We start from the raw sequence: 22,524 nt of genomic DNA, 5'->3' as shown, positions 1-22,524 counted from the left end.
AAAAAAATTCCGCCGAGCGCCCTTGTAATAAGCTTACGCGCCCTTATGTAACGGTCACCGCAAGGTTTCTGGTGGCAACACCAGACAGACTTCCGCGTCTTGCCTGGCGAGGCGCGACCGGCACCGCCGGATAACAACCTGCCGGTACTGACACCGGCCGATGAAAAACACAATTAGGAGAGATCGACAATGAGCAAGCTTCGTCCTCTGCACGACCGCGTCGTAATCCGTCGCAGCGAAGAAGAAAAGAAAACCGCTGGCGGTATCGTTCTGCCAGGTTCGGCTGCTGAAAAAGCCAACCACGGTGTGATCGTCGCTGCAGGCCCAGGCAAGACTCTGGAAAACGGTGATGTGCGTGCGCTGGCCGTTAAAGTCGGTGACAAGGTTGTATTCGGCCCTTACTCCGGCAGCAACACTGTGAAAGTTGATGGCGAAGACCTGCTGGTTATGGCTGAGAACGAGATTCTCGCTGTTCTGGAAGACTGATTTCCCCGCTCATTTTCCCGTTACTACAAAGTATTTAAGGAATATCGATCATGGCTGCTAAAGAAGTTAAATTCGGCGATTCCGCCCGTAAAAAAATGCTCACCGGTGTCAACATCCTGGCTGACGCAGTAAAAGCGACCCTGGGCCCTAAAGGCCGTAACGTGATCATCGAGAAGAGCTTCGGCGCTCCGACCATCACCAAGGACGGCGTTTCCGTAGCAAAAGAAATCGAACTGGAAGACCGTTTCGAAAACATGGGCGCGCAGCTGGTCAAAGACGTTGCCTCCCGTGCCAACGATGACGCAGGCGACGGCACCACCACCGCTACCGTCCTGGCTCAGTCGATCGTCAACGAAGGCCTGAAAGCCGTCGCTGCCGGCATGAACCCGATGGACCTCAAGCGCGGCATCGACAAGGCGACCATCGCCGTTGTTGCCGAGCTGAAAAACCTGTCCAAGCCATGCGCTGACACCAAGGCTATCGCTCAGGTAGGCACCATCTCCGCCAACTCCGACAGCTCCATCGGCGACATCATTGCCGAAGCCATGGAAAAAGTCGGTAAAGAAGGCGTGATCACCGTTGAAGAAGGCACTGGCCTGGAAAACGAACTGTCGGTTGTAGAAGGCATGCAGTTCGACCGTGGCTACCTGTCCCCGTACTTCGTCAACAAGCCAGAAACCATGGTTGCCGAGCTGGAAAGCCCGCTGATCCTGCTGGTCGACAAAAAGATCTCCAACATCCGCGAAATGCTGCCAGTGCTGGAAGCCGTTGCCAAAGCCGGCCGCCCACTGCTGATCGTTTCCGAAGACGTTGAAGGCGAAGCCCTGGCGACGCTGGTTGTGAACAACATGCGTGGCATCGTCAAGGTTGCAGCCGTCAAGGCTCCAGGCTTCGGCGACCGTCGCAAGGCCATGCTGCAGGACATCGCTGTCCTGACCGGCGGTACCGTTATCTCCGAAGAGATCGGCCTGAGCCTGGAAAGCGCTACCCTGGAAAACCTGGGTAGCGCCAAGCGCGTGACCATCTCCAAGGAAAACACCATCATCGTTGACGGTGCTGGCGTTGACGGCGACATCCAGTCGCGCATCACTCAGATCCGCGCCCAGGTTGCCGAGACTTCCTCGGACTACGACCGTGAAAAACTGCAAGAGCGTCTGGCCAAGCTGTCCGGCGGCGTAGCAGTGATCAAGGTTGGCGCTGGTTCCGAAGTTGAAATGAAAGAGAAAAAAGCCCGCGTTGAAGACGCCCTGCACGCAACCCGTGCAGCCGTTGAAGAAGGCGTGGTACCTGGCGGTGGCGTTGCGCTGATCCGTGCTCTGGAAGCCCTGGTTGACCTGAAAGGCGACAACGCTGACCAGAACGTCGGTATCGCTGTTCTGCGTCGCGCCGTTGAATCCCCACTGCGCCAGATTGCTTCCAACAGCGGCGACGAGCCAAGTGTTGTGGTCAACGAAGTGAAGAACGGCAAAGGTAACTACGGTTACAACGCTGCAACCAGCGAATACGGCGACATGGTCGAAATGGGCATCCTGGATCCAACCAAGGTGACTCGTTCGGCCCTGCAGGCAGCCGCTTCGATTGCTGGTCTGTTGCTGACCACCGAAGTTGCGATTGCTGACAAGCCGAAGGCTGAAGGCGCTGGCGGCGGTATGCCAGACATGGGCGGCATGGGTGGCATGGGCGGCATGATGTAAGCCAGCCTTACCCGGCTAACCTAAAAGCCCCGCCTGCAGTGATGCAGGCGGGGCTTTTTTGTGTGCGGTGCGTGGGGTTCAGGGACGCGCGGCGTGCCTCGACGGCCGGTACAGCAACAAGCAATACACGCCCAGGCAGATCAGCCAACAGAAAATCGCTGTCCACACATTGTGCGAAAAGAAGTGCGCGCCTTGCAGCATGCGGCTCACTGAAAAGACGCTGCCCAAGCCTGCGGCGAAGACAAATGCGTAGCGTGCCATGCGCGGCCGACGGTCACGCAGTGCAAAAAACCAGGCGAACAAGGCGAAGCCGGTAGCGGCATGACCCCCTGGCCAGCAACGTCCGGGTTTATCCGTAGGCGGGCGAGGGCTCAGCAGCGCGCTGTAGGTTTCCTGCCCTGCGAACTCCTTGAGGCTCCAGGGGCACTGCACGGCGGTGATGGTTTTCAGCGGTGAGACGTAGGCAGTCGCCAACCCCAGCGAAAGCACCAGACAGCCCAGTTCGCGACGGTAGGGTTTGAGCCTTTGTAAAATGAATGTGCCGGCAAACCCCAGAATTGCCAGCACCGAGAACAGGATCACCAACTGCTTGGCGCGGTCATGCAGGATGTCTTCGAGGAAGAAACTGTAACGACCGATAAATCCGCCATCCGCCGCGTTGTAGAAACGTTTGGCAAGGTCCATGTCCAGGGACGTCAGCTCCAGCAGAAGCAATGCCAGTGCAGCGCCGGCCGGAATGCCCAGGCACAGCCACAGATTAAGCGGTTTGGAAACGGGCCCAGCGGCGCAGTTATTCATGGCTAGCCTTGGTAGGCATGCCCCGTACTGACCTGTACGGGGCAATGGTTTAGCGTGTGCTCAGGGCGGGCGCCTCCTCCTTGGGGGCCCTCCAACTCAGCAACTGTTGTTTGAACCCATAACTGGCGGCCTGGTAGTAGGTGATCGCCCGCTGGATCAACGGGTCATCGCTGCCCACCCGTAATTCCTGGCTTTCACCCAGCGCCTCGTCGTGGCGACGCAGCCCGAGGCGCGGGCTGAGGATTGCCAGGTCCTTGCCGTCAAACAACCCCAGGTGCTGATAGTTACCGACCACCACGCGCGCTGGCAGCGGGTTGTCTTGCAACAGGTTGCGACCAAAGAAGGTCGACTCGTAGCTCAGGTTGATCAGGCCCAGCAGTGTCGGTGCAAGGTCGATCTGGCTGGCCAGTTGAGCAGTTTCCCGGGCATCGATCAGTTTCGGTGCGTAGATGAACAACGGGATCTGGTAGTTGGTGATGGGCAGGTCTTCCTTGCCCGCGCTGCCGGCGGTGTGGTCGGCGACGAACACGAAGATCGTATTGTCGAACCACGGTTTCTGGCGTGCGGCCTCAAGGAACTGGCCGATGGCGTGGTCGGTGTACTTCACTGCACCGTCGCGTCCGTTGCCGGATTTGATATCGATGCGCCCGTCCGGGTAGGTGTACGGGCGGTGGTTGGAGGTGGTCATCAGTTGCAGCAAAAACGGCTGCTGCTTGGCGTAGTCGGCGTCTGCGAGCTTGAGGGTTTGGTTGTAGAGATCTTCGTCGGCCATGCCCCAGGCGTTTTTAAACGAGATTTCAGACTCGGGCACGCTGCTCTGGTCCACGACCCGATAGCCGTTGCCACTGAAGAACGCGTTCATATTGTCGAAGTAACCGCGCCCGCCATACACAAACACGCTGTCATAACCGATAGCACTGAGTTGCTGCCCCAGGCTGGCAAAGCCGCTTTCGCGACCAATGCGCTTGACGATCGAACGCCCCGGCGTGGGTGGGATTGCCAGGGTGATGGCCTCAAGTCCGCGGTCGGTACGGGTCCCGGTGGCGTAGAAGTTATTGAAGTACAGGCTTTGCTTGCGCAGCGCATCGAGATTGGGCGTGAGGTTGCGTTCGTCGCCGTTGCTGCCCATGTACTTGGCGCTGAAACTTTCGATGGTCACCAGCACGATATTGGGTTTGCGCAGCGTTCCCGGATTGGTGATGGCGCGACGGATATCCAGCGGATCGTTGCCGATAAAGCGGGCATTGGGCTCGCTGAGCTCGTTGCGCAATTGCTGGGCGACGACCTCTGTAGGCAAGGTCTTGTAGAACTGTGGGTAGTCCAGCTCGTTGTTACGGAAAGCGGCGAAGAACTGATAGGGGCCATTGCTGGCCAGCTCGTTTTTGTAGGCGTTGCCACCCTGAGTGCGTGGGCTGTCCTGGCTGATCAATTGCAGGCTGAGGCCGGCGACGACCAACAGCGCCAGCGCATTCACCATACGGCCGCGCATCGTCGGCAAGGGCGCATTCATTGTTGCGTTGAACGTCTTGCGCAAGGCCAGGCTCAGCACCAGGGCCAGCATCGCCAGCAGGCTCAGCAGCTTGCCGATCGGGTATGACTCCAAAAGGTTGTTCAATACCTCGTCGGAATACACCAGGTAGTCAACGGCGATAAAGTTGAAGCGCACGCCGAACTCGTCCCAGAACAGCCATTCGGCAACGGAGGTGAACAGCATCGCAAACAGACTGACCGTGAGCACCGCTTGCAGGAACCAGCGGTGACCACGACGACGCCACAGACCGGGCGGGCATAGCAGCACATACAGCCCCAGCGGCAGCGCCGCATAGGCCAGGAAGCCCAGGTCATACAGCAAGCCCACCCCAAACACCGGCAGCAGATTGCCGCCGACTTCGTCCAGGTGAGTGAGGAGCAGCACGCTGCGCGTGAGCAAGAAAACCAGTAGCCAGGCACCGGTTACCAACAGCAAATAGCGCATAGGCGCTGTTTTGAGAAACCCCATGTCCATGTTCCTTATATCAATGGGTGGCGATCTTCACGCTGACACTGTAGTCAGTTTGTGAAGCTATAGTGAAAAACTCGTTCAACTCAAGAAACGGTTGAAAACCTTAATCGACGGGCCGTTCAGCTCTATCCCTGAGCCACACTTGGCCTTAAGCTGCGCGAGCCAACACGGCCGTTACCGCGTACGGAGACACTGCCCATGCGAATTTTATTGGTTGAAGACAACCGCGATATTCTGGCCAACCTGGCTGATTACCTGGGGCTGAAGGGCTACACCGTTGACTGTGCGCAGGACGGCTTGTCGGGCCTGCACCTGGCGGCCACCGAGCACTACGACCTGATTGTGCTCGACATCATGCTGCCCGGTATCGATGGCTACACCCTCTGCAAACGCCTGCGCGAAGACGCACGCCGCGATACGCCGGTGATCATGCTCACCGCTCGCGACCAACTGGATGACCGGCTGCAGGGCTTCAAGTCCGGCGCCGATGACTACCTGCTCAAACCGTTTGCCCTGTCGGAGCTGGCCGCGCGCATCGAAGCGGTGCTGCGCCGTGCCCAAGGCGGCGGACGCCGTGCCCTGCAAGTGGCCGACCTGAATTATGACCTCGACACACTGGAGGTCACCCGTGAAGGGCGTCTGCTCAAGCTCAACCCGGTCGGCCTCAAGCTGCTGGCGGTACTGATGCAGAAGAGCCCGCACGTGCTGCGTCGGGAAGTGCTCGAAGAAGCGTTGTGGGGCGATGACTGCCCGGACAGCGACAGCCTGCGCAGCCACGTCCACCAATTGCGCCAAGTGATCGATAAACCCTTTGCCAAGCCGTTGCTGCAAACGGTGCACGGCGTCGGCTATCGCCTGGCCGAGGGTCGTGATGGAGTTTAAGCAAAGCCTTGCCCAGCGGATCATCATTGCCTTTGCCCTGATGAGCGCGTTAGTGGCGGGGGCCTTCGCCATGGGCATCGTCGCCACCGTGCATCTGGTGGAAGAGAAGCTGATTTCGGCGGGTTTGGGTGGTGACCTGCAGCGGCTGCTGTTGATGGACAGCGTCGAGGACTGGAACCACCGGCCGGAGCCGGACCAGTTGTTCTACTTCAGCGGTGGTCCGGGTGATTTCGAGTTACCCAAGGACCTGCGGCACCTGGAGCCGGGCTTTCATGAGGTGTTTCGCGAGTCGCTGTCCTACCACGCCATGGTCGAAGTGATCGACGGCCGTCGCTATGTGCTGCTGCAAGACCAAAGCGATTTCGAAGAGCGCGAGCGCGTGCTGTTCGCCGTGGTGCTGGTGGGCTTTGTGCTCAGCCTGGCGCTGGCGGTATTCCTCGGTTGGGTGCTGGCGCGCAAAGTGATGGCGCCGGTGGTGCGCCTGGCGCGCCAAGTGCGGCATCGCGACCAGTTGCTGGGCCTGGCGCCGCCCCTGGCGCCGGACTATGCCGCCGATGAAGTCGGTGAGCTGGCCGTGGCCTTCGATGCCACCCTGGGGCGCCTGCGCCAGGCGCTGTCCCGTGAGCAAATGTTTACCAGCGACGTAAGCCACGAATTGCGCACGCCCTTGATGGTGCTGGCCAGCTCCTGTGAACTGCTGTTGGAAAACCCAGCCATCGACCAGCGCGGGCGTAACCAGGTGCTGCGTATTGCTCGGGCCTGTGAAGAAATGCGTGAACTGGTGCAGACCTTCCTGATGCTGGCCCGTGCCCAGCATAACGATGCGGCCATGTCGCCTCAGGTCACCCTGACGCAAGTGGCGGACGATTTGCTCGGCATCTGGCGTGAGCAAATCGAGCGCAAGGGCCTGGAGCTGATCTACCAGCCGGGCAACCCGCTGGACACGCGCTACAACACCACCTTCCTGCACGCGGTGATGGGCAACCTGTTGCGCAATGCCTTGCACTACACCGAGCACGGTTTTATCCGGCTCACACTTGAACCCAATGGTTTTGTGGTGGAGGACTCGGGGGTCGGCATTCCCGAAGACAAGCGCGAAGCGATGTTCGAGCCGTTCGTACGCGGCAGCGAAAAACGCGGTGAGGGCCTGGGGTTGGGTTTGTCACTGGTCCAGCGCATCTGCGAGAACCAGGGCTGGAGTGTCAGCCTCAGCACCATGGAGCCCAATGGCTGTCGCTTTCATGTCGAGTTGAGTCAGGTCAAGGCCTGACCGCTCACCCTGCCGCTATCCTGCCAGACATTCCCGTCATTCGGCGAAGATGGCCCCATGCTACTGAATGTGTCTGTAAAGTCTTGAAATGTATGGGGTTGGACAGGACAAGTTTTTCACACACGGTTGACCTGTTGATCACAGTTCGCTGCCTAAGGTGGTAGGCATCAGTCACTGGAGACCTGTGATGTCTGACCCCATCAAGCTCGAATTTTCCGAAAAGTACGACGACGAACACGCCCACGAATATTTGCTCAAGCATCAGGACAATCTGGCCCGCCGGTTGTCCCACAAACGCGACGAGCAATTGGCCCGTGGCGCGCTGGCGATGGCGGGTGAGCCTGGCCTGGTGCTGGACTTGCCCTGTGGGGCGGGGCGCTTCTGGCCGTTGCTGGCGGAAAAACCCAACCGTGTGATTATCGGTGCGGACAATTCGGCATCGATGTTGAAGGTTGCAACCGTCGCCCAACCTGCGGATGTGGTGAAACGGGTACGACCCTTGCAGACATCTGCCTTTGATATCGATTTGCCGGATAACTCGGTCGACAGCATTTTCTGTATGCGCTTGTTGCACCACATTGGTGATCCGGCGCACCGACTGGCGATATTGCGGGAGTTTCAGCGTGTTACCCGCGACAGCGTGATCATTTCGCTGTGGGTCGATGGCAATTTCAAAGCCTGGAAACGCAAGCGCCTCGAAGATCAGCGGCGCAAGAAGGGTGAGCAGGAAGGTTACCAAAACAGATTTGTGTTACCGGCTGCTACTGTTGAAGCAGAGTTTGAGCAAGCCGGTTTCCGTGTCCAGGAGTCCCTGGACTTCATACCGCTGTACGCCATGTGGCGTGTGTATGTATTGCGCAAGAGGTAACAGGATGGCAGTTGAGTGCGTAGCAGGCAGTCACGTAACTCCCGAAGAAAGGTTTGACTATTTCTGGCGCCAACAAGGCGAATGGGTTGAAGAACCCAATCGTCGGCGCGGCGGTGAAAGCGGTGTGCAGCGGGTGATGAGCGCCAACGGGCGTCTGCTCTATAGCAAGCGCCAGACCGGCCATATCTACCGCAGTTGGCTGCATCCGTTTGGGCGCCCCACCGTGCTGCGCGAGCGTGATGCCCTCAAGGGCCTGCGCCTGCTCGATGTGCGGGTACCGGAACTGGTGTTCTGCGAGGCCCGCCGTGATGCCGAGCATCATTGGCAGGCGTTGCTGGTCACGGCGTCTCTCGACGGTTTCGACGAAATTGAAAACTGGTACTCGGTCGGTGGCCGTGAACGCTACGGCGAGCGGGTTCACGAGCGCGTACTCAAGGAATTGGCCGGCACCCTGGCGCGCATGCACAAGGGGCGTTGGCAGCATGGTTGCCTGTACATCAAGCATATCTTTGTACGGGTGACGGGCGAGGGCGACTCGGCCAACGTGGAAGTGGCACTCCTGGACTTCGAGAAGTGCCGTCAGCGAATGACCGCTCATCAGGCGGCATCCCATGACATGCGGCAACTGCGCCGCCATTCGTCGTGGAACGATAGCGACTGGGCAAAACTCAGCTACTTTTACGAGACGGCGTTTGGCAGCGCTATCAAGGGTTTAACCAAATGAAGCTAGAAATAGCACGAGGTGTGTTTCTGGTGGGGGCGTTAGGCGTTGCAGCCTTGGCCCTGGCCGCATGGGAGCAGCCTCGCACACAGGTACTCAGTGCGACGCAGGGCGGGGCGCAATGCCTGTTGCCGCGTGTCGCCAAGGCGAGTACGGCAGCCAAGCCTGATCATGAGTTGCTCCTGTTCATGTTCGGCATGTCTCAAGGGATGAGGCCGCAGAGTTGAAGCGATTGAAACCACCGGGAAAGGGCCTTGCGATGCGAGGCCCTTTTTTTTGCGAATGAATTCCAGCGGGGCGCGGCCTTCAGTCAGATCAGATGCAGGTGGTTATCCCAAAGCCCCGCCGGCAATTCCAACGGTTTCGCGACCAACTGCTTCTGGCGGCAATCGTAGAAACGGCACCGGCCCTGGCCCGATGTGACGACAAACCCATCCGCCACCGCACCGACGCCGGCGCAATCGGGCAACGGCCCGTCCAGGCGCAGTTCGCCGCTGTCCATGTCCCAGATAAAGAAGCGATTGCCACGCGGCGCCGTCAATGCCACCAGGCGCAACTCGCTGTGCACCGCGACGCTGGCGGTGTAATGCCCCATGGCCTGCAACTGCTCATCCGCCACCGGGAACGTCACGAACGGCTGACCCGGCCGCTTGATCGCCAGCAACTCGGAACGCTCCTGTGACGGCCCCATGAACTGTTGCCCGGTAAGGATGGTGCCATCGCTGGCGATGCCCATATGGCGCACGCTGTTCATCTGCTGGGCCAGGGTTTCCTTGCTGATCAGCGTGCCGTCGCGCTGCATCAACACCAGGCTTGGCTCCATGGCGTTGAGGTTCATTTCCACTCGGCTTTCGGCTTCGGTACGAATGCCGCCGTTGGCCACGATCAGCGTTTCGCCATCGGGCATCCACGACACCTGGTGCGGGCCGATACCGTGGGTAGAAATCTCGCCGCTGTGCACCAGCCGCTCGCCTTCGAACTTATACACACCGAGCAAACCTCGGCCGGGATCGGACGTGTCGTTCTCGGTGGCGTACAGCCAGTCGCCGCTCTTGTGGATCACCGCATGGCCGTAGAAGTGGCGATTGGCGTTCGAGGTGATGGTTTGCAGCAACGCGCCATCACGCAGGTCGATCAGGTAACTCTCGGTGCCCGGACGACGGGCGACGAACAGCGCAATCGGCAGCGTCGGGTGGTTGATGATGTCGTGGCAGCGTTGGCCGACCTGGGTGGCAAACACTGGCTTGCCGTCCAGGTGATAACCCACGGCGTAGTGCTTGCCGTCTGCATCATCGCGCGCCGACAGCAGCAGCGGGCCCTTGTCTTTTTGCTTGAACAGCGTCCAGCCACCCAGCGTGAGTGCGCTGAGCAGCACGCTGCCAACCGCCAAAGCCTGTCGCCTGAGCATCATCAGTCACCGTCGTTGGCGTTAAAGCCCAGTTGAATGCCCAGCGCCTTGGCCAGTTCGCCTTCGTGCAGGCGGTGGACGACGTTGAGGCTGTCGTAGATGTCGTTGAGTTGCTGGCGCCCGGCGTCATCGTTCAACAGTTCGTTGAGGGTGCGCTGGTTGCTGGCGAACAGTTTCAGGGACGCGGCGTAGGCGGCATCGATCTTGTCGGCCAATGGCTTCTGATCCGACGGCAGCAGGCCACGCAGGCCTTTGTTGTCGACGCCGACCCATACGGTCTGGGCGGCGGCGAGGCTGGCCTCCAGGCTTTGCAGGGACGACTGGCTGCGCCATGCATCGGCCTGGAACGGCTGCGGGATGCCCTTGGTCTGGCGACCCATGGGCGTGCCGAGTTTTTTCTTCAGGCTGTCCAGTGCGGTCACTTGGACGCGCAGCAGATCGGCGATGGCTTCGTGGGAATCAGCGTAGCGCTGGTTCGGAAACTTGGTCATCTGCGCGAGCATGCCGTCGGTGCTGTTCCAACTGGCCAGGATCTCTTCGGCCAGGACTTTCTGGCGGTCGCCGATGGCCACCAACAGAGGGCAATAACGGGCTTTGTTCGCGTCGTCGGCGAGGTCGGTCTTGGCGTCGTAGAGGATATATTCATAGGCCGACAGGCCTTGCACCACCACGCTGGACTTGGCCAGTGCGGCGCCGTCGATCTGCGGCTGGCTGGTGACCAGTTGCTCGACCTGGCGACCGACCAGGTTTTTCTTGTCTGGCCAGAACTGCACTTGCCAGGCACGGTTGCCCTCGGCCAGCGGGCCGATCAGCAGCGGCTGCAACTCGGCCCAGGCTTTTTGCGCGTGGAGGAAGTCGGCGCGGGCGGTGTCCAGGCTTTCCTTGCCCTGGCAGTAGGCGAGGGCGCTGACGGCCAATTGGCGGTCGGCTTCAACCCAGCGGCTGTAGGTCGGCAGGATCACTTGTTTGGCGATCGCCGCCGAGGTCACGGCTTGCGGGTCTTGTGGCGAGCAGGCGCCCAGAGCAAGGGCGGCCAGGCTGGTGAACAACAACTTGGGACGGAACATGTCGAGCTCCCTTCGGTAAGTGGGGCGAAGCTTATAAAGAATTCAGGAACGCCAGCAACGCAGCGCGCTGTTCGGCATTAAAGGACAACACATGCTGCTGCGCCGCTTGGGCTTCACCGCCGTGCCAGAGCACGGCTTCGAGCAGGTTGCGGGCGCGGCCGTCATGCAGGAACTGGGTATGGCCACTCACGGTTTGTGTCAGGCCGATGCCCCACAATGGCGGCGTGCGCCAGTCGCGGCCGCCGGCCTTGAATTCGCTGCGGTTGTCGGCCAGGCCATCGCCCATGTCGTGCAGCAGCAAATCGCTGTAGGGGCGGATCACTTGGTTGGCCAACTCAGGTTCGGCGGCATTCGCGGCGGTGGTGAACGTCGGCTTATGGCAACCCTGGCAACCGGCCTGGTAGAACAGGTTTTTCCCGGCCAGCACCTGCGGATCATTGACGTTGCGACGCACGGGCACGGCAAGGTTGCGGGTGTAGAACAGCACCAGGCGCAGGATGTTATCGCTGACTTCCGGCTCGCCATCGGCGCCATTGCCGTTGGGCGCCTGTTTGCAGGCCACTTGGGCGTCGGTGCAGTCATCGAAGGGTCTCAGGGACGTGGTGAGGCTCATATCACCAGAAAACGCGTGAACATTTTGTTGATTGAGGTTGGGTTGTCCGGCTTTCCAGCCAAAACGCCCGAGGACGGTTTTTTGCCGGGCGTCATCCCAGACCTGATTGGCCCGGCCGACGATGGCTTCTTTATCGGCGGTTTTCGGATCGGTGTTGCGCAGGATATCCGCGTCGCTGATCGCTTCGAGCAGGCCCAGGCCGATCATCGGCGGGGCGATGCGCGCCGAGACGCGGGTGTCTGGGTGCATTGGGCCGTAGCCGAGCTGGGTGATCTGCAGGTTTGGCTTGCGCAACTCGACGACGGTGCCGTCCTTGAACGTGACGTTGACCGGCGTGTAGTCGACCCGCACCTTGCCTTCCGGCGCCACGCCCGGCACGGCCATGTCTTGCAGTTGCCCGCCGTAGACGGGCTCGGGCACGACGCCCGCCTGCTCGATGAGCTTGGCGTAGAGCGGCTCATCGGGAATCGACAGGCGCACCAGCATCGACACCGCATTGGCCGCATCGGGCAGCGGCGGGTGGCCACGGCCGTCCTTGATATGGCAGTTCTGGCAGGCGTTGGTGTTGAACAGCGGGCCGAGACCATCGCGGGCGGTGGTGGTGGACGGCGCGATCACCCAGGGGTTGCGAAAGAAGCTGTTGCCGACGCTGAAGTCCAGGCGGCGCGTCGGCGACAGGTTGGCCGACGGCAGGGAAAATGCGTTCTGGTCGCGCTTGTTCACCGTCGTCGCGCCGCCGGCCCGCGATTCACCCGGCTCGGCCTTGGTGAATCTGGGGGCGTCATCGCACGCAGTCAGGCCCAGGGCCATGCATGCTACAGACAGACGAAGAAGCGAACGGAACATCAGGTTTCCTGAACGAAGGCGAAAAACAGGGTCACAAAGTTTAACAGGGCCGGGGGGAATGAATAAGAGCAATTATCGTTTGGTGGTAGCCGATTCATTCCCGCTAGAATGGCCACACATTTTTTTCTGGAGGTGGCCAATGCAGGCTCTCGACGCTTTGCTCAACCGTGTTTCCGTGCCGCGTTTGCTGGAGCCGGCACCGACCCAGGAGCAGCGCGACGTGCTGTTCGCCGCTGCCATGCGTGCGCCCGACCATGGTCAACTGCGTCCTTGGCGTTTCCTCACCGTAGAAGGCGCCGCCCGTGAGCAGATGGGTACGCTGCTGGCCGAGGCCGCACGCCTGCAAGACGCCGACGCCCCGCAAGCCGCCATCGACAAGGCCCAGAACGGCCCGTTGCGCGCCCCGCTGGTGGTGGTGGTGATTGCCCGTTTGCAGGAGCACTTCAAGGTGCCCAAGTCCGAGCAACTGCTGGCGGCGGCGTGTGCGGCCCATGGCATATTGCTGGCGGCGTATGCACAGGGGATTGGTGCGGTGTGGCGTACCGGGGAATTGTCGTACTCGGCCCATGTGGCCAAAGGTTTGGGGCTGACGGCGGATGAGGAGGTGATTGGCTTCCTTTACCTGGGCACCCCGCAGAACCCGCCGCGTACGGCAGCTAAAGAAGACCTGACGCAGTTTGTCAGTACCTGGACCGGTCTTTAAGACACAGGTGATCCAAATGTGGGAGAGGGCTTGCCCCTCCCACTTTTGATCTGTGGTGTTTCTTAAACCTTGAACTGATCCATGAGTTTCATCTGTTGGCTGGCCAACGCATTCAGTTGACTGCTGATAGCCGCCGATTCGGTAGCCTGGCCGGTCAGGGTTTCGGTCACCGTGCGAATCGCCGAGACATTGCGGTTGACCTCTTCGGCCACCGCGCTCTGTTGTTCGGCGGCGCTGGCGATTTGCAGGTTCATGTCGCTGATCACCGTCACCGCATCGCTGATCTTGCCCAACGCCTGCACGGCGTGATGGATCTGCCCGGCATTGCTCTGGGCCTGGCTTTGGCTTGAGTGCATGGTCGCGACCACGCCACGGGTGCCGCTCTGGATGCGCTCGATCACCAGGCGGATTTCCTCCACGGAGTCCTGGGTGCGTTTGGCCAGGTTGCGCACTTCATCGGCCACCACCGCAAACCCACGGCCGGTTTCGCCGGCGCGGGCCGCTTCAATCGCCGCGTTGAGCGCCAGCAGGTTGGTCTGCTCGGCGATGCTGCGGATCACTTCCAGCACCGAACCAATCTGCTCGCTGTTGACCGCCAGGGCTTCTACTTCGCCCACTGCCTTGCTGACCTCTTCGGCGAGGGTGGTGATATCCCGCGTACTCTTTTCAATGATCTGCATGCCTTCACGTGCCGACTGATCGGCGCCGCGTGCCGCGCTGGCGGCATTGGAGGCGCTGTTGGCCACGTCGTGGGCGGTGGCGCTCATTTCGTTGGACGCCGTGGCCACTTGGTCGATTTCACGGAACTGCACCTGCATGCCTTCGCTGGTCTGACGGGCGATGGCTGAGGATTGATCCGCTGTGCCGCGGGCCTCGGTGATGCTTTGCTTGATCTGCGCGATAGTCGGTTGCAGCTTGTCGAGGAAGCGGTTGAACCAGTTCACCAGTTCGCCCAGTTCGTCTTTCTTGGCATAAGCCAGTCGCTGGGTGAGGTCGCCGTCGCCGCTGGCGATGTCCTTGAGCATGGCGGCGACGCTGTTGATCGGGCGGGTCACGCCGGTGGCGGTCAGCCAGATCAGCAGCAGGCCGAGCAGCGCTGCGGCGGCCGCCACCAGCAACGCTTTAAGCGTGCCAGCGGCCTGGGCATCGTCGAGCACGGCTTGCAGCTTGACGTTATCGGCCAGCATCACGGCTTTTGGCAGCTTGATCACCACGCCCCAGGACTTGGCATCGCTGATCGGCTTGACCGGGTACACGGCCCGGATGGTGTCGCCCTGTTCGCGGATCATGCGGCTGTCACTGGCCAGCAGTTGCACGATTTCCTTGCCTTCGGCGCCAAGGGTGTCGATCAGGTTCTTGCCGACCTTGGCCGGTTCGCCACTGTAGGCGGCGATCAAGCCGGTACTGGAGAGAATTTCCAGGTGTGCCGCGCCGTTGAACAGGTCTTTCTGCGCGGCGTCGGTGGTCGCTTGCAGGGCGGTGAGGGCGATGTCGACGCCGACAATGCCAATGACCTTGCCGTCCACGATCAGCGGCAGGGAAATAGTGGTCATCAGCACGGGTTTGCCGGCCACCGTGTCTTCATACGGGTCCAGCAGGCAAATGCTGCGGGTGTCGCGTGGGCAGGTGTACCAGATGTTGTAGGGCGTGCCGCTGAGGTTGAGGGCGGTTTTGTTGAGGTCGTCCTCGACCATGATGGTGTTCAGGCCTGCGCCACCGGCCCGGCTCCAGTAGCTGGAGAAACGGCCTTTTTCATTGGACACGCGGGCCTTGTCATCAATGAATTCGCTGTCCTTGCCATCCAGGCCGTTGGGCTCGAACGACAGCCAGATCCCCAGCACCTTATTGTTGCGCTCGAATGCAGTTTTTACGCTTTGGTTGAGTTCTTCGCGCAGGGCTCCGGCGTCTAGGCCGCGATGGGTCCCCAGGTTGCGCAGGTCTTTGATCTGGTCAGCCAGGGCGTTCAACGCCACCTGGCTGTCGCCGAAGGTTTTCTGCAATTGCACGGCCTGTTCGGCGGCCTTGGCTTGCAGCAGCTGTTCCACGCTGGCGGTGAGCATTCGTGAGCTTGAATCGCTGACCAACTGATCGTTCTGGTTGGTGGTGTAGATATTGATGCCGACCACCAGCGCAATCACGCCCAGTAGGCAGAGCCCGGAGAGCAGCACGATTTTCAAGCGGATAGAGAGGGTGTCGAACATAGGTTCACTCACGAATGGACTTGTTGGAATGCACAGCACGGCCAAGTCCATTCAGCGCTATATCCGGAGCATCGGCGCGGTAGGAGGTTTCATGAGAGGGAGGCGATGAGCGGTAGGAAAATGCCTACACGCTGCGTTATACGGGCTGTGCGAGCCGTTCGGGGCGTGACCAGATCCACAGGTTGCCCAGGCCCATCCCGGCCATCGCCAGGTAGATCGGCCAGCCATGGTCGAGCATCACCAGCATCAGGATCGCGCACAGCAGCATGCTCACGGTGGCGCTGACTTTGGCCCGGCGGGCAATGATCTTGCCGTTGCGCCAGTTGAACAGGATGGGGCCGAACAGGCGGTGGTTTTCCAGCCAGGCGCTGAGGCGCGGCGAGCTTTTGGTCGCGGCCCAGGCGGCCAGCAGGATGAATTCGGTGGTGGGCAAACCCGGTATCACAATCGCCACCAGCCCAATGCCCAGGCTGACGTAGGCCAGCAGGCCGAACAGGATCTGCGCGATTTTCGAGGTGGATTGGGTTTTGCCGGTCATGGGTCGGGTATCAAAGAAAATCAGTTTGGAACGAGGGGGAAATGCAGGAGGGGCCTTGCCCCTCCCACAAAGTTGGCAGGCTCAGGCCACTTCAGGGGCGCTAGCGTACGCCTGTTCCAGCAACACGGTGAAGCGCACAAACGCATCCACCGCGCCTTTTTCCACCGCCGCTTCTTCTTCGGCGCTCAATTGCAGGCCGTCGAGGGTGCGGGTAAAGCTCTTCCAGCCTTCAGCACGACCACCGGCCGGCTCACCCAGGTGTCGGGCCCCGAAAGTTTCGCTCAGGCCCAGGCCCACCGCACGCTTGATCAGGAATGCGGCGCCCAGCTTGGAACCTTCGGACACGAACAGCCAGCCCAGGGCTTGGGCTTTGCTCGGGTTGCTCACGGCACCGGCCACCGGCGCCGGCACGTCGGTGTCCAGGTCGGCGAGGTCCAGCTTGGCGGCTTCGGCGCGGCAGCGTGCGGCCAGGTCAGGGACGATCTTGATCAGTTCGGGATCGTTGTACAGGGCCACCAGTTCGGACTGGAACAGGTACTGCGCCACCACGAAACGGGCAAAGTTGGCCGGGGTTTCGAACGGGGCGTGGGCCTTCACCAGGGCATCGAGCTTGGTGTGTGGCTCGTTGGTGATCTGGTTCAGGCGCTGGGAGCGCAGGCTTGGGCGTTCAGCGGTAGAAGAAGCGGTCATGAAAAAGTCCTTGAGAAGGGGAGCGCCTTGGTGCCCGAAAGAGAGCTGTTATCAACTAGACGAACAAGAAGACGCGGCACAGTAAAAAATCCTCACCCCGCCGGTGAATAATTCCGGCGCGGCAAGGCGGCTGCCGTCAGATGTCCCAGATCACATTGATCGCAAAGTTGCGGCCGGGCTGGGTCAGGCGGTCGAGGTTGGCCGGGCCGGTCACCGCGGCTTCGCCGACGCTGTCGTAGCTGCGCACGTCGTCCCAGTTCCAGTACTTCTTGTCGGTGAGGTTGTAGAGGCCGCCGTTGAGGGTCACGTCGTTGGTGACTTTGTAGTAGGCCGTCAGGTCGATGACGCCGAAGCCGGGCGTTTTGAAGGGGGCGCTGGTGTCGCCGTCCGGAGCGTGGAAGGTGGAACTGTCAACGCGATTCTGTTTCTTCACCAGGGTCCAGCTCAGCAGGCCGCCGTAGTTGTCTTGGTCGTAGCCCAGGCCGAACACGCCTTTGAGCGGGTTGACGCTGTTCAGCGGTTCTCCGTTTTCGTCGTTGCGACCGTAGGCGTAGGAGACAGAACCCTGGGTGTACAGGCCGTGTGGCGCACCGAATGCGTCCAGGTTCAGACGGCCCTTGGCTTCGGCACCTTTGATGGTGGCGCGCTTGATATTGACGGCCTGGAACTGCTCGACAGTGCCACCGACCACGGCGTTGTCTTCGTCGATAAAGTCGCGGTATTTGTTATAGAACACTGCGATCTCGAAGGAACCCTCGTCGAAATTGCCACGGAGGCCGGTTTCGATGCCTTTGCTGGTTTCCGGCTTGAGGTCCGGATTGGGTTCGACGGTGTAGCCCAGGTTCAGGTTTTCAAATCGGCCGTACAGCGCCTTGGCGGACGGCGTGCGGAAACCTTCGGCGTATTGGCCGAACCAGGTGTATTGATCGGTCAGCGCGTAGGTCAGGCCAAACTTGGGTGTTACGCGGTGCCAGGTTTTTTCCTTATCGCTGACAGAATCCGCACCGGTAGGGTTCACCGTATTAAGGAATTCCTGGGTGAGTTTGGGCTTGAGCTGGGTGTAGTCGTAGCGTACCGCGGGCAGGAAGGTCCACTTGTTCCAGGTGATCTGGTCCTGTGCAAACAGCGAATACGTGTTGATGGTCGGGTCTGGGAAATCGCTGGATTTCTTCACACTGTCGGTGGCGATTGGGCTGGGTGCTCCAATGGCGGTGCAGCCACTGCCGACGGCCACGCAGGTCGCGCTGCCTTCGCGCGACCCCGTCACTTTTTGTTGCTTGAGCGTGGTGCCGTAGGTGACTTGGTGGCCGGTTTCACCGAGGTTGAACGCTTTGTCCAACTGCGCATCGAAGATCCACTGTTTTTCCTGGTAAAGCGTGTCGCGGGTGCGCAATACGCGACGCCCAGACTGATAGATCTCGGCTGTGGTCTGGTCGGTCTTGGCGATCTGGTAATTGAAGCTGGTCTTGATGCGGTCAGCAATGGGGGACTCAAGGGCGAAGGTGTTTTCCAGGCCGAAACGTTCACGGGTGATCGTGTCGTTACCCCGACGGTCTCGGTAGAGGTTAAAGCCTCTGCCACCGATAAACGGGCCACCCACCGCGTTCTTCAGGTTGACGTCTCGATCATCCTTGTACTTCTCATAAGTCAGGCCCAGACGGTTGTCATCGCCATAGTTCCAGCCGAGTTTCGCCAGGACATTGGTGGTGCGCGCTTCTTCCGGGTTGGCACCAGTGCGGTCCAGGCCGGTGGCGTTGTTGCCGTTATAGGATTCCGTTTCATGGCCATTGCGCTGGCTCAGGTGCAACAAACCGTCGAAGTCCTGTACGCGGCCGGCGAAGGTGCCGGAGGTCAGCCAGCTTTCGTCGGCGGAGCTGTAGCCGGTCTTCAGGCGGGCGCCGACGTCCTGGCCGGGCTTGATGATGTCATCCGGGTCGAGGGTGAAGTAGCTGACGGCGCCGCCGATGGCGCTGCTGCCGTAGAGCGCCGAGGCCGGGCCGCGCAGGATTTCCACGCGTTTGACGATTTCCGGATCGACATAGTTGCGACGGGTCTTGGCGTAGGGGCCGTTGAAGAAGTTGTCCGGCACTTCCACGCCGTCCACCTGGGTGAGGATACGGTCGCCATCGATGCCGCGGATATTGAAGCCGGCGTTACCTGCACGGGTGCCGGCGCCGCCCACCGAGACGCCGGGCTCGTAGCGCACCAGCTCACGGATGTTATTGACGTTCTGGCGGTCGAGCTCTTCGCGCTCATGCACGCTGACGGTGCCTGGTACGCTGTTTACGTCCTGCTCGTTACGGGTGGCGCTGATGGTCACCTGTTGCAGATTGAGGGTGCTGCCGGCTGCGCGTTTTTCCAGCACGATGTTGTTGCTGCCCAGTTTGCGGTAGCTCAGGTTGGTCCCCACCAACAGCCGGTCCAGGGCTTTTTCCGGCGACAACGGGCCGTGTGCACCAGGGGACGACACGCCCTGGCCCAGCTCTGCTGGCAGGCCGACTTGCCAGCCGGTCACGGCGGTAAAAGCGTTGAGGGCCGAGACCAGCGGCTGCTGTTCGATGCTGAAGGTGTAGTTGCCCTGGCTGCGCGAAACCGGCTCGGCGGCGGTGGCGGCCATGACCGGCGCGCTGGCCAGCAGGACGGCGGCGGTCAACAGGGACAGGACGGGCGAAGAAGACCGGCGGTTGAAACGAGAGGACATCGAGAGCGCTCCGGGGTGCGAATCTTATAGTTGCGAACCGAATCAAATAGGAATCAGTTGCATTGGCTAAGACGAGACGTACCGCCGAAGGTTATCGAGTAAAAATAATTCTCATTTAGTTCAGGATGACCAGCGCTGGGTATTCCGACAGCTTGGCCGAGGTGATGTGCGCCAGGGAGCGCACCACGTCCAGCGGTTGATCGAGCCGGTAATTACCGGTGACCGCGACGCTGGCGAGTTGGTCGTTGGTGTTGACGATCCAGCCTGGGTAATAGCGGCGCAACTCGGCGAGCACCTCGCTCATCGGGCAGTTTTCGAAAATCAGCCGACCCTGCACCCAGGCCAGGTCCTTGCTGGCATCCAGCTTGGCCGGCTGGCCGAAGCCTTTGGGGCCGATGCGGATACTTTCACCAGCGCGCAGGCGTACACGGGCGTCGTCGAACGTGTTGCTCAGGTCCACATCACCGCGCTGCACCTGCACCTGGGCCTCGCCATTGAGGTAACGCACGGCGAAGGCGGTGTCGCGCACGCTGGCACGCACCGGGCCGGCGTCGATTTCCAGGGGCTGGCCATGACTGGGCGCGATCTCGAAAAAAGCCTCGCCCTGGTACAGGCGGGCGATGCGCTGTTGGTCCTTGATGCTGCTGGAGAACGCCGAGTTGGTGTTCAGCAATACTTTCGAGCCATCGTCCAGTTGCAGGCGCTGGCGTTCGCCCACCACGGTCAGGTGATCGGCTTGCAGGCGTACTGGCAGATTGCTGAAGCTGAACAGGCCAATCAGCAGCACAGCGGCGGTGGCCAGTGGTTTCCAATGGGGTTTGATCCGGCGCCAGGCGCTGGGCTTGCGTGGCGCGGCCAAAGCCATGGCAGCACTGTGCACGGGCGCGCCACCCCAGGCGGCCTGTGCCTTGGCGAAAGCCTGGACGTGGGCCGTGTCGTGGGCCAGCCAGGCTTCAAACTCGGCCTGCTGCCCGGGCTGCGGGCACTGCAAGGCGATCAGCCAGTCGAGGGCCTGGTCCATAGCCGTGTCTTGCAACACCTCATGAGCCAGCTCATGGGGGCGCAGTTTATTCGGGTCCGTCACGGTGTGCCTCGGGTCTTCGCCACGTTCTATTCATAAATCCTACAGCCTGGGTCGACACTTCTGTCGGGTGCAGCTTAAGGCCGATCCAGCCGTTCGGCCACACCTACGCAGATGGCCATGATCAATTTCAGTTCCTTTTGCACGGTGCTCAAGGACACCTCCAACTGATCGGCGATCTCCTGGTAGCTGCACCCGTGCAGGCGGCTGAGGATGAAAATCTGCTGCTGGCGGGCGCTCAACTGGCCCAGGCTGACGCTCAGGTGTTCAAGCAGTTGCTCGGCCTGGGTCGCATCTTCGGGGGTGCTGATGGGCGCTGCGACGCTTTGCAGGATGTCGAACGGGACATCTTCCTGCAGCGTTCGGGCCTGAATCCTGCGCGAACGCAGGTGATCCAACGCCAGATTGCGCGCGGTTTGGTAGACGAAAGGTTCAAGGTGATCGATCGGCCGCTCGCTGAGGGCCCGGGTGACGCGCAGGTAGGTTTCCTGCAACAGGTCCTCGGCGGTGCTGGGGTTATTCACCATCCGCTGCAAGGTGCGTAGCAGAATCACCCGTTGGGTGAGAAAGACTTGATTGAAGCGAGATTGGCTCACAGTGATACCAGACCGATTTGCAGTTAATGATAATGCTTATCATCAACTGAAATGGCAAGTGGCTATTTCTGCAGGCCTGCATCGATCAAATGTGGGGGGGCAAGCCCCTCCCACATAAGCTCATCACAAGACGGGTTTACTCGGCGTTGCACAACGCCAGGCAGTTATCCAGCATGCGGTTGGAGAAACCCCACTCGTTGTCATACCACGCCAACACTTTGAGCAACTTGCCACTTACTTTGGTGTGATTGGCATCGAAAATCGACGACAGCGGGTTGTGGTTGAAGTCACTGGATACCAGCGGCAGTGTGTTGTAACCGAGGATCTTCGAGTGCTGGCTGGCTTCCTTGAGCAGCGCATTGACTTCTTCGGCGGTGGCTTCTTTCTTCAGTGTCACGGTGAGGTCCACCAGCGACACGTTGATCACCGGCACCCGCACGGCCATGCCGGTCAGTTTGCCCGCCAGTTCCGGCAGCACCAGGCCGACCGCTTCGGCGGCACCGGTCTTGCTCGGGATCATGTTCTGGGTGGCCGAGCGCGCGCGGTACGGGTCGGTGTGGTAGACGTCGGTCAGGTTCTGGTCGTTGGTGTAGGCGTGAATGGTGGTCATCAGGCCGCTTTCGATGCCCAGCTCGCGGTGCAGCACCTGGGCGACTGGCGCCAGGCAGTTGGTGGTGCACGAGGCGTTGGAGATGATCTGGTGGGATTGACGCAGAATGTCGTGGTTCACGCCATACACCACGGTAGCGTCCGCGCCTTTGGCCGGTGCCGAGATGATCACCTTGCGCGCGCCGGCGCTAATATGGGCGGCAGCCTTGTCACGGTCGGTGAACAGACCGGTGCATTCAAAGACCACGTCGATCTTGTGTGCAGCCCATGGCAGGTCGGCCGGGTTGCGAATGGCACTCACGGCAATCCGGTCACCGTTGACGGTCAGGCTTTCCTGATCGTGAGCGACCTCTGCGTCGAATGTGCCATGTACGGTGTCGTATTTGAGCAGGTGGGCATTGATCGAGCTGTCGCCCAGATCGTTGATGGCGACGATCTGCAAATCCTGGCGGTAGCCTTGGGTATACAGTGCGCGCAGGACATTACGGCCTATACGGCCAAAACCATTGATTGCGATACGAAGAGTCATTGGAGAGTGCCTGTCGTCGATTTGTTGTAAGAATTACAAGATTATTCGCATAAAAATAGAAAACAAGCCTTTTTAGTGGCAATATTTTGTTCAATCTACAACGAGTGACCTGAATCAACTGGTCCGATGATTTAAACGACACCCTGCCATCCCATGAGCTGCGGGCGTTTGATCAGCATAGACACTCAGGTCGCCACATCCGTTAGCCTGGAGTTCTACAC

General features: G+C 60.5%; 19 protein-coding genes and 2 pseudogenes. 8 read left to right on the top strand and 13 right to left on the bottom strand.

Annotated features, from left to right (window positions below; all coding sequences use genetic code 11):
• Positions 1 to 189: 189 nt before the first annotated feature.
• Positions 190 to 486 carry a co-chaperone GroES gene (gene groES, locus DNK50_RS26035; protein ID WP_003175874.1) on the top strand — a complete coding sequence of 99 codons (297 nt, stop codon included), beginning with the start codon at positions 190 to 192 and terminating at the stop codon, positions 484 to 486.
• Positions 487 to 536: 50 nt separating this feature from the next.
• The gene (gene groL, locus DNK50_RS26030) at positions 537 to 2,180 is read left to right on the top strand and encodes a chaperonin GroEL (protein WP_099585553.1); all 1,644 of its coding nucleotides are present in this window, start codon (positions 537 to 539) and stop codon (positions 2,178 to 2,180) included.
• Between the two features lie 78 nt (positions 2,181 to 2,258).
• Here groL and DNK50_RS26025 read toward each other — a convergent pair whose 3' ends face one another.
• The gene (locus DNK50_RS26025; protein WP_112196628.1) at positions 2,259 to 2,978 is read right to left on the bottom strand and encodes a phosphatase PAP2 family protein; all 720 of its coding nucleotides are present in this window, start codon (positions 2,976 to 2,978) and stop codon (positions 2,259 to 2,261) included.
• A gap of 49 nt (positions 2,979 to 3,027) precedes the next feature.
• The gene (locus tag DNK50_RS26020) at positions 3,028 to 4,977 is read right to left on the bottom strand and encodes an LTA synthase family protein (protein ID WP_112196627.1); all 1,950 of its coding nucleotides are present in this window, start codon (positions 4,975 to 4,977) and stop codon (positions 3,028 to 3,030) included.
• A 201-nt stretch (positions 4,978 to 5,178) separates the two neighbouring features.
• Here DNK50_RS26020 and colR point away from each other — a divergent pair, with 201 nt between their 5' ends.
• The 5 genes from colR (at position 5,179) to DNK50_RS25995 (ending at position 8,948) form a co-directional block, all read left to right on the top strand.
• Positions 5,179 to 5,862 (top strand): two-component system response regulator ColR, encoded by a 684-nt coding sequence (gene colR / locus DNK50_RS26015; RefSeq protein ID WP_027605482.1) that lies wholly within the window; start codon positions 5,179 to 5,181, stop codon positions 5,860 to 5,862.
• Positions 5,852 to 7,132, top strand: a complete 1,281-nt coding sequence (locus DNK50_RS26010; RefSeq protein ID WP_099585552.1) for a HAMP domain-containing sensor histidine kinase — start codon at positions 5,852 to 5,854, stop codon at positions 7,130 to 7,132. Before colR ends, DNK50_RS26010 begins: the two co-directional genes overlap by 11 nt.
• Positions 7,133 to 7,319: 187 nt before the next feature.
• Complete coding sequence (locus tag DNK50_RS26005) at positions 7,320 to 8,000, top strand: class I SAM-dependent methyltransferase (protein WP_099585551.1); 681 nt, start codon at positions 7,320 to 7,322, stop codon at positions 7,998 to 8,000.
• A 4-nt stretch (positions 8,001 to 8,004) separates the two neighbouring features.
• Positions 8,005 to 8,724, top strand: coding sequence for a lipopolysaccharide kinase InaA family protein (locus DNK50_RS26000; RefSeq protein WP_099585550.1), 720 nt, complete (start codon positions 8,005 to 8,007; stop codon positions 8,722 to 8,724).
• Positions 8,721 to 8,948: a hypothetical protein gene (locus DNK50_RS25995; RefSeq protein ID WP_099585549.1), complete on the top strand. Its 228-nt coding sequence runs from the start codon at positions 8,721 to 8,723 to the stop codon at positions 8,946 to 8,948. Before DNK50_RS26000 ends, DNK50_RS25995 begins: the two co-directional genes overlap by 4 nt.
• A gap of 83 nt (positions 8,949 to 9,031) precedes the next feature.
• Here DNK50_RS25995 and DNK50_RS25990 read toward each other — a convergent pair whose 3' ends face one another.
• From DNK50_RS25990 to DNK50_RS25980, 3 genes are read right to left on the bottom strand one after another with little or no spacing between them, the layout of a single operon-like run.
• A complete protein-coding gene (locus DNK50_RS25990; protein ID WP_112196997.1) occupies positions 9,032 to 10,129 on the bottom strand; it encodes a DUF1513 domain-containing protein in 1,098 nt (365 codons plus the stop codon).
• Between the two features lie 2 nt (positions 10,130 to 10,131).
• Positions 10,132 to 11,196: an imelysin family protein gene (locus DNK50_RS25985; protein ID WP_112196626.1), complete on the bottom strand. Its 1,065-nt coding sequence runs from the start codon at positions 11,194 to 11,196 to the stop codon at positions 10,132 to 10,134.
• Between the two features lie 31 nt (positions 11,197 to 11,227).
• A complete protein-coding gene (locus DNK50_RS25980) occupies positions 11,228 to 12,619 on the bottom strand; it encodes a di-heme oxidoredictase family protein (protein ID WP_371929532.1) in 1,392 nt (463 codons plus the stop codon).
• A gap of 175 nt (positions 12,620 to 12,794) precedes the next feature.
• On the opposite strand from DNK50_RS25980, the gene DNK50_RS25975 reads away from it, so the two are divergent.
• The gene (locus tag DNK50_RS25975; protein ID WP_099585546.1) at positions 12,795 to 13,358 is read left to right on the top strand and encodes an NAD(P)H nitroreductase; all 564 of its coding nucleotides are present in this window, start codon (positions 12,795 to 12,797) and stop codon (positions 13,356 to 13,358) included.
• A gap of 62 nt (positions 13,359 to 13,420) precedes the next feature.
• Here DNK50_RS25975 and DNK50_RS29675 read toward each other — a convergent pair.
• The 8 genes and pseudogenes from DNK50_RS29675 to gap all read right to left on the bottom strand — a co-directional run.
• A pseudogene (locus tag DNK50_RS29675) lies at positions 13,421 to 13,945 on the bottom strand (methyl-accepting chemotaxis protein); the annotation flags it as partial.
• Between the two features lie 381 nt (positions 13,946 to 14,326).
• Positions 14,327 to 15,418, bottom strand: a pseudogene (locus DNK50_RS29670) (cache domain-containing protein); the annotation flags it as partial.
• Between the two features lie 277 nt (positions 15,419 to 15,695).
• The gene (locus DNK50_RS25965; RefSeq protein WP_099585544.1) at positions 15,696 to 16,097 is read right to left on the bottom strand and encodes a YbaN family protein; all 402 of its coding nucleotides are present in this window, start codon (positions 16,095 to 16,097) and stop codon (positions 15,696 to 15,698) included.
• 81 nt (positions 16,098 to 16,178) lie between these two features.
• Positions 16,179 to 16,787 (bottom strand): biliverdin-producing heme oxygenase, encoded by a 609-nt coding sequence (locus DNK50_RS25960; protein ID WP_099585543.1) that lies wholly within the window; start codon positions 16,785 to 16,787, stop codon positions 16,179 to 16,181.
• A gap of 136 nt (positions 16,788 to 16,923) precedes the next feature.
• Positions 16,924 to 19,488 (bottom strand): TonB-dependent receptor, encoded by a 2,565-nt coding sequence (locus DNK50_RS25955; RefSeq protein WP_112196623.1) that lies wholly within the window; start codon positions 19,486 to 19,488, stop codon positions 16,924 to 16,926.
• Between the two features lie 115 nt (positions 19,489 to 19,603).
• The gene (locus DNK50_RS25950; RefSeq protein WP_099585541.1) at positions 19,604 to 20,572 is read right to left on the bottom strand and encodes a FecR domain-containing protein; all 969 of its coding nucleotides are present in this window, start codon (positions 20,570 to 20,572) and stop codon (positions 19,604 to 19,606) included.
• 74 nt (positions 20,573 to 20,646) lie between these two features.
• Positions 20,647 to 21,165: an RNA polymerase sigma factor gene (locus DNK50_RS25945; RefSeq protein WP_112196622.1), complete on the bottom strand. Its 519-nt coding sequence runs from the start codon at positions 21,163 to 21,165 to the stop codon at positions 20,647 to 20,649.
• A 136-nt stretch (positions 21,166 to 21,301) separates the two neighbouring features.
• Entirely contained in the window at positions 21,302 to 22,303 is a 1,002-nt protein-coding gene (gap, locus tag DNK50_RS25940) for a type I glyceraldehyde-3-phosphate dehydrogenase (protein WP_099585539.1), read from the bottom strand.
• Between the last annotated feature and the right edge of the window lie 221 nt (positions 22,304 to 22,524).

It is taken from the genome of Pseudomonas sp. LG1E9, from assembly GCF_003290225.1.
Taxonomy (GTDB): domain Bacteria; phylum Pseudomonadota; class Gammaproteobacteria; order Pseudomonadales; family Pseudomonadaceae; genus Aquipseudomonas; species Aquipseudomonas cyclaminis.
This window is presented reverse-complemented; position numbering and strand designations above follow the sequence as displayed.

What these genes read in the sequence shown, in the direction of transcription:
- groES (WP_003175874.1), top strand. Translation starts at nt 190, where the DNA reads ATGAGCAAGCTTCGTCCTCTGCACGACCGCGTCGTAATCCGTCGCAGC.
- groL (WP_099585553.1), top strand. Translation starts at nt 537, where the DNA reads ATGGCTGCTAAAGAAGTTAAATTCGGCGATTCCGCCCGTAAAAAAATG.
- DNK50_RS26025 (WP_112196628.1), bottom strand. Translation starts at nt 2,978, where the DNA reads ATGAATAACTGCGCCGCTGGGCCCGTTTCCAAACCGCTTAATCTGTGG.
- DNK50_RS26020 (WP_112196627.1), bottom strand. Translation starts at nt 4,977, where the DNA reads ATGGGGTTTCTCAAAACAGCGCCTATGCGCTATTTGCTGTTGGTAACC.
- colR (WP_027605482.1), top strand. Translation starts at nt 5,179, where the DNA reads ATGCGAATTTTATTGGTTGAAGACAACCGCGATATTCTGGCCAACCTG.
- DNK50_RS26010 (WP_099585552.1), top strand. Translation starts at nt 5,852, where the DNA reads ATGGAGTTTAAGCAAAGCCTTGCCCAGCGGATCATCATTGCCTTTGCC.
- DNK50_RS26005 (WP_099585551.1), top strand. Translation starts at nt 7,320, where the DNA reads ATGTCTGACCCCATCAAGCTCGAATTTTCCGAAAAGTACGACGACGAA.
- DNK50_RS26000 (WP_099585550.1), top strand. Translation starts at nt 8,005, where the DNA reads ATGGCAGTTGAGTGCGTAGCAGGCAGTCACGTAACTCCCGAAGAAAGG.
- DNK50_RS25995 (WP_099585549.1), top strand. Translation starts at nt 8,721, where the DNA reads ATGAAGCTAGAAATAGCACGAGGTGTGTTTCTGGTGGGGGCGTTAGGC.
- DNK50_RS25990 (WP_112196997.1), bottom strand. Translation starts at nt 10,129, where the DNA reads ATGCTCAGGCGACAGGCTTTGGCGGTTGGCAGCGTGCTGCTCAGCGCA.
- DNK50_RS25985 (WP_112196626.1), bottom strand. Translation starts at nt 11,196, where the DNA reads ATGTTCCGTCCCAAGTTGTTGTTCACCAGCCTGGCCGCCCTTGCTCTG.
- DNK50_RS25980 (WP_371929532.1), bottom strand. Translation starts at nt 12,619, where the DNA reads ATGGCCCTGGGCCTGACTGCGTGCGATGACGCCCCCAGATTCACCAAG.
- DNK50_RS25975 (WP_099585546.1), top strand. Translation starts at nt 12,795, where the DNA reads ATGCAGGCTCTCGACGCTTTGCTCAACCGTGTTTCCGTGCCGCGTTTG.
- DNK50_RS25965 (WP_099585544.1), bottom strand. Translation starts at nt 16,097, where the DNA reads ATGACCGGCAAAACCCAATCCACCTCGAAAATCGCGCAGATCCTGTTC.
- DNK50_RS25960 (WP_099585543.1), bottom strand. Translation starts at nt 16,787, where the DNA reads ATGACCGCTTCTTCTACCGCTGAACGCCCAAGCCTGCGCTCCCAGCGC.
- DNK50_RS25955 (WP_112196623.1), bottom strand. Translation starts at nt 19,488, where the DNA reads ATGTCCTCTCGTTTCAACCGCCGGTCTTCTTCGCCCGTCCTGTCCCTG.
- gap (WP_099585539.1), bottom strand. Translation starts at nt 22,303, where the DNA reads ATGACTCTTCGTATCGCAATCAATGGTTTTGGCCGTATAGGCCGTAAT.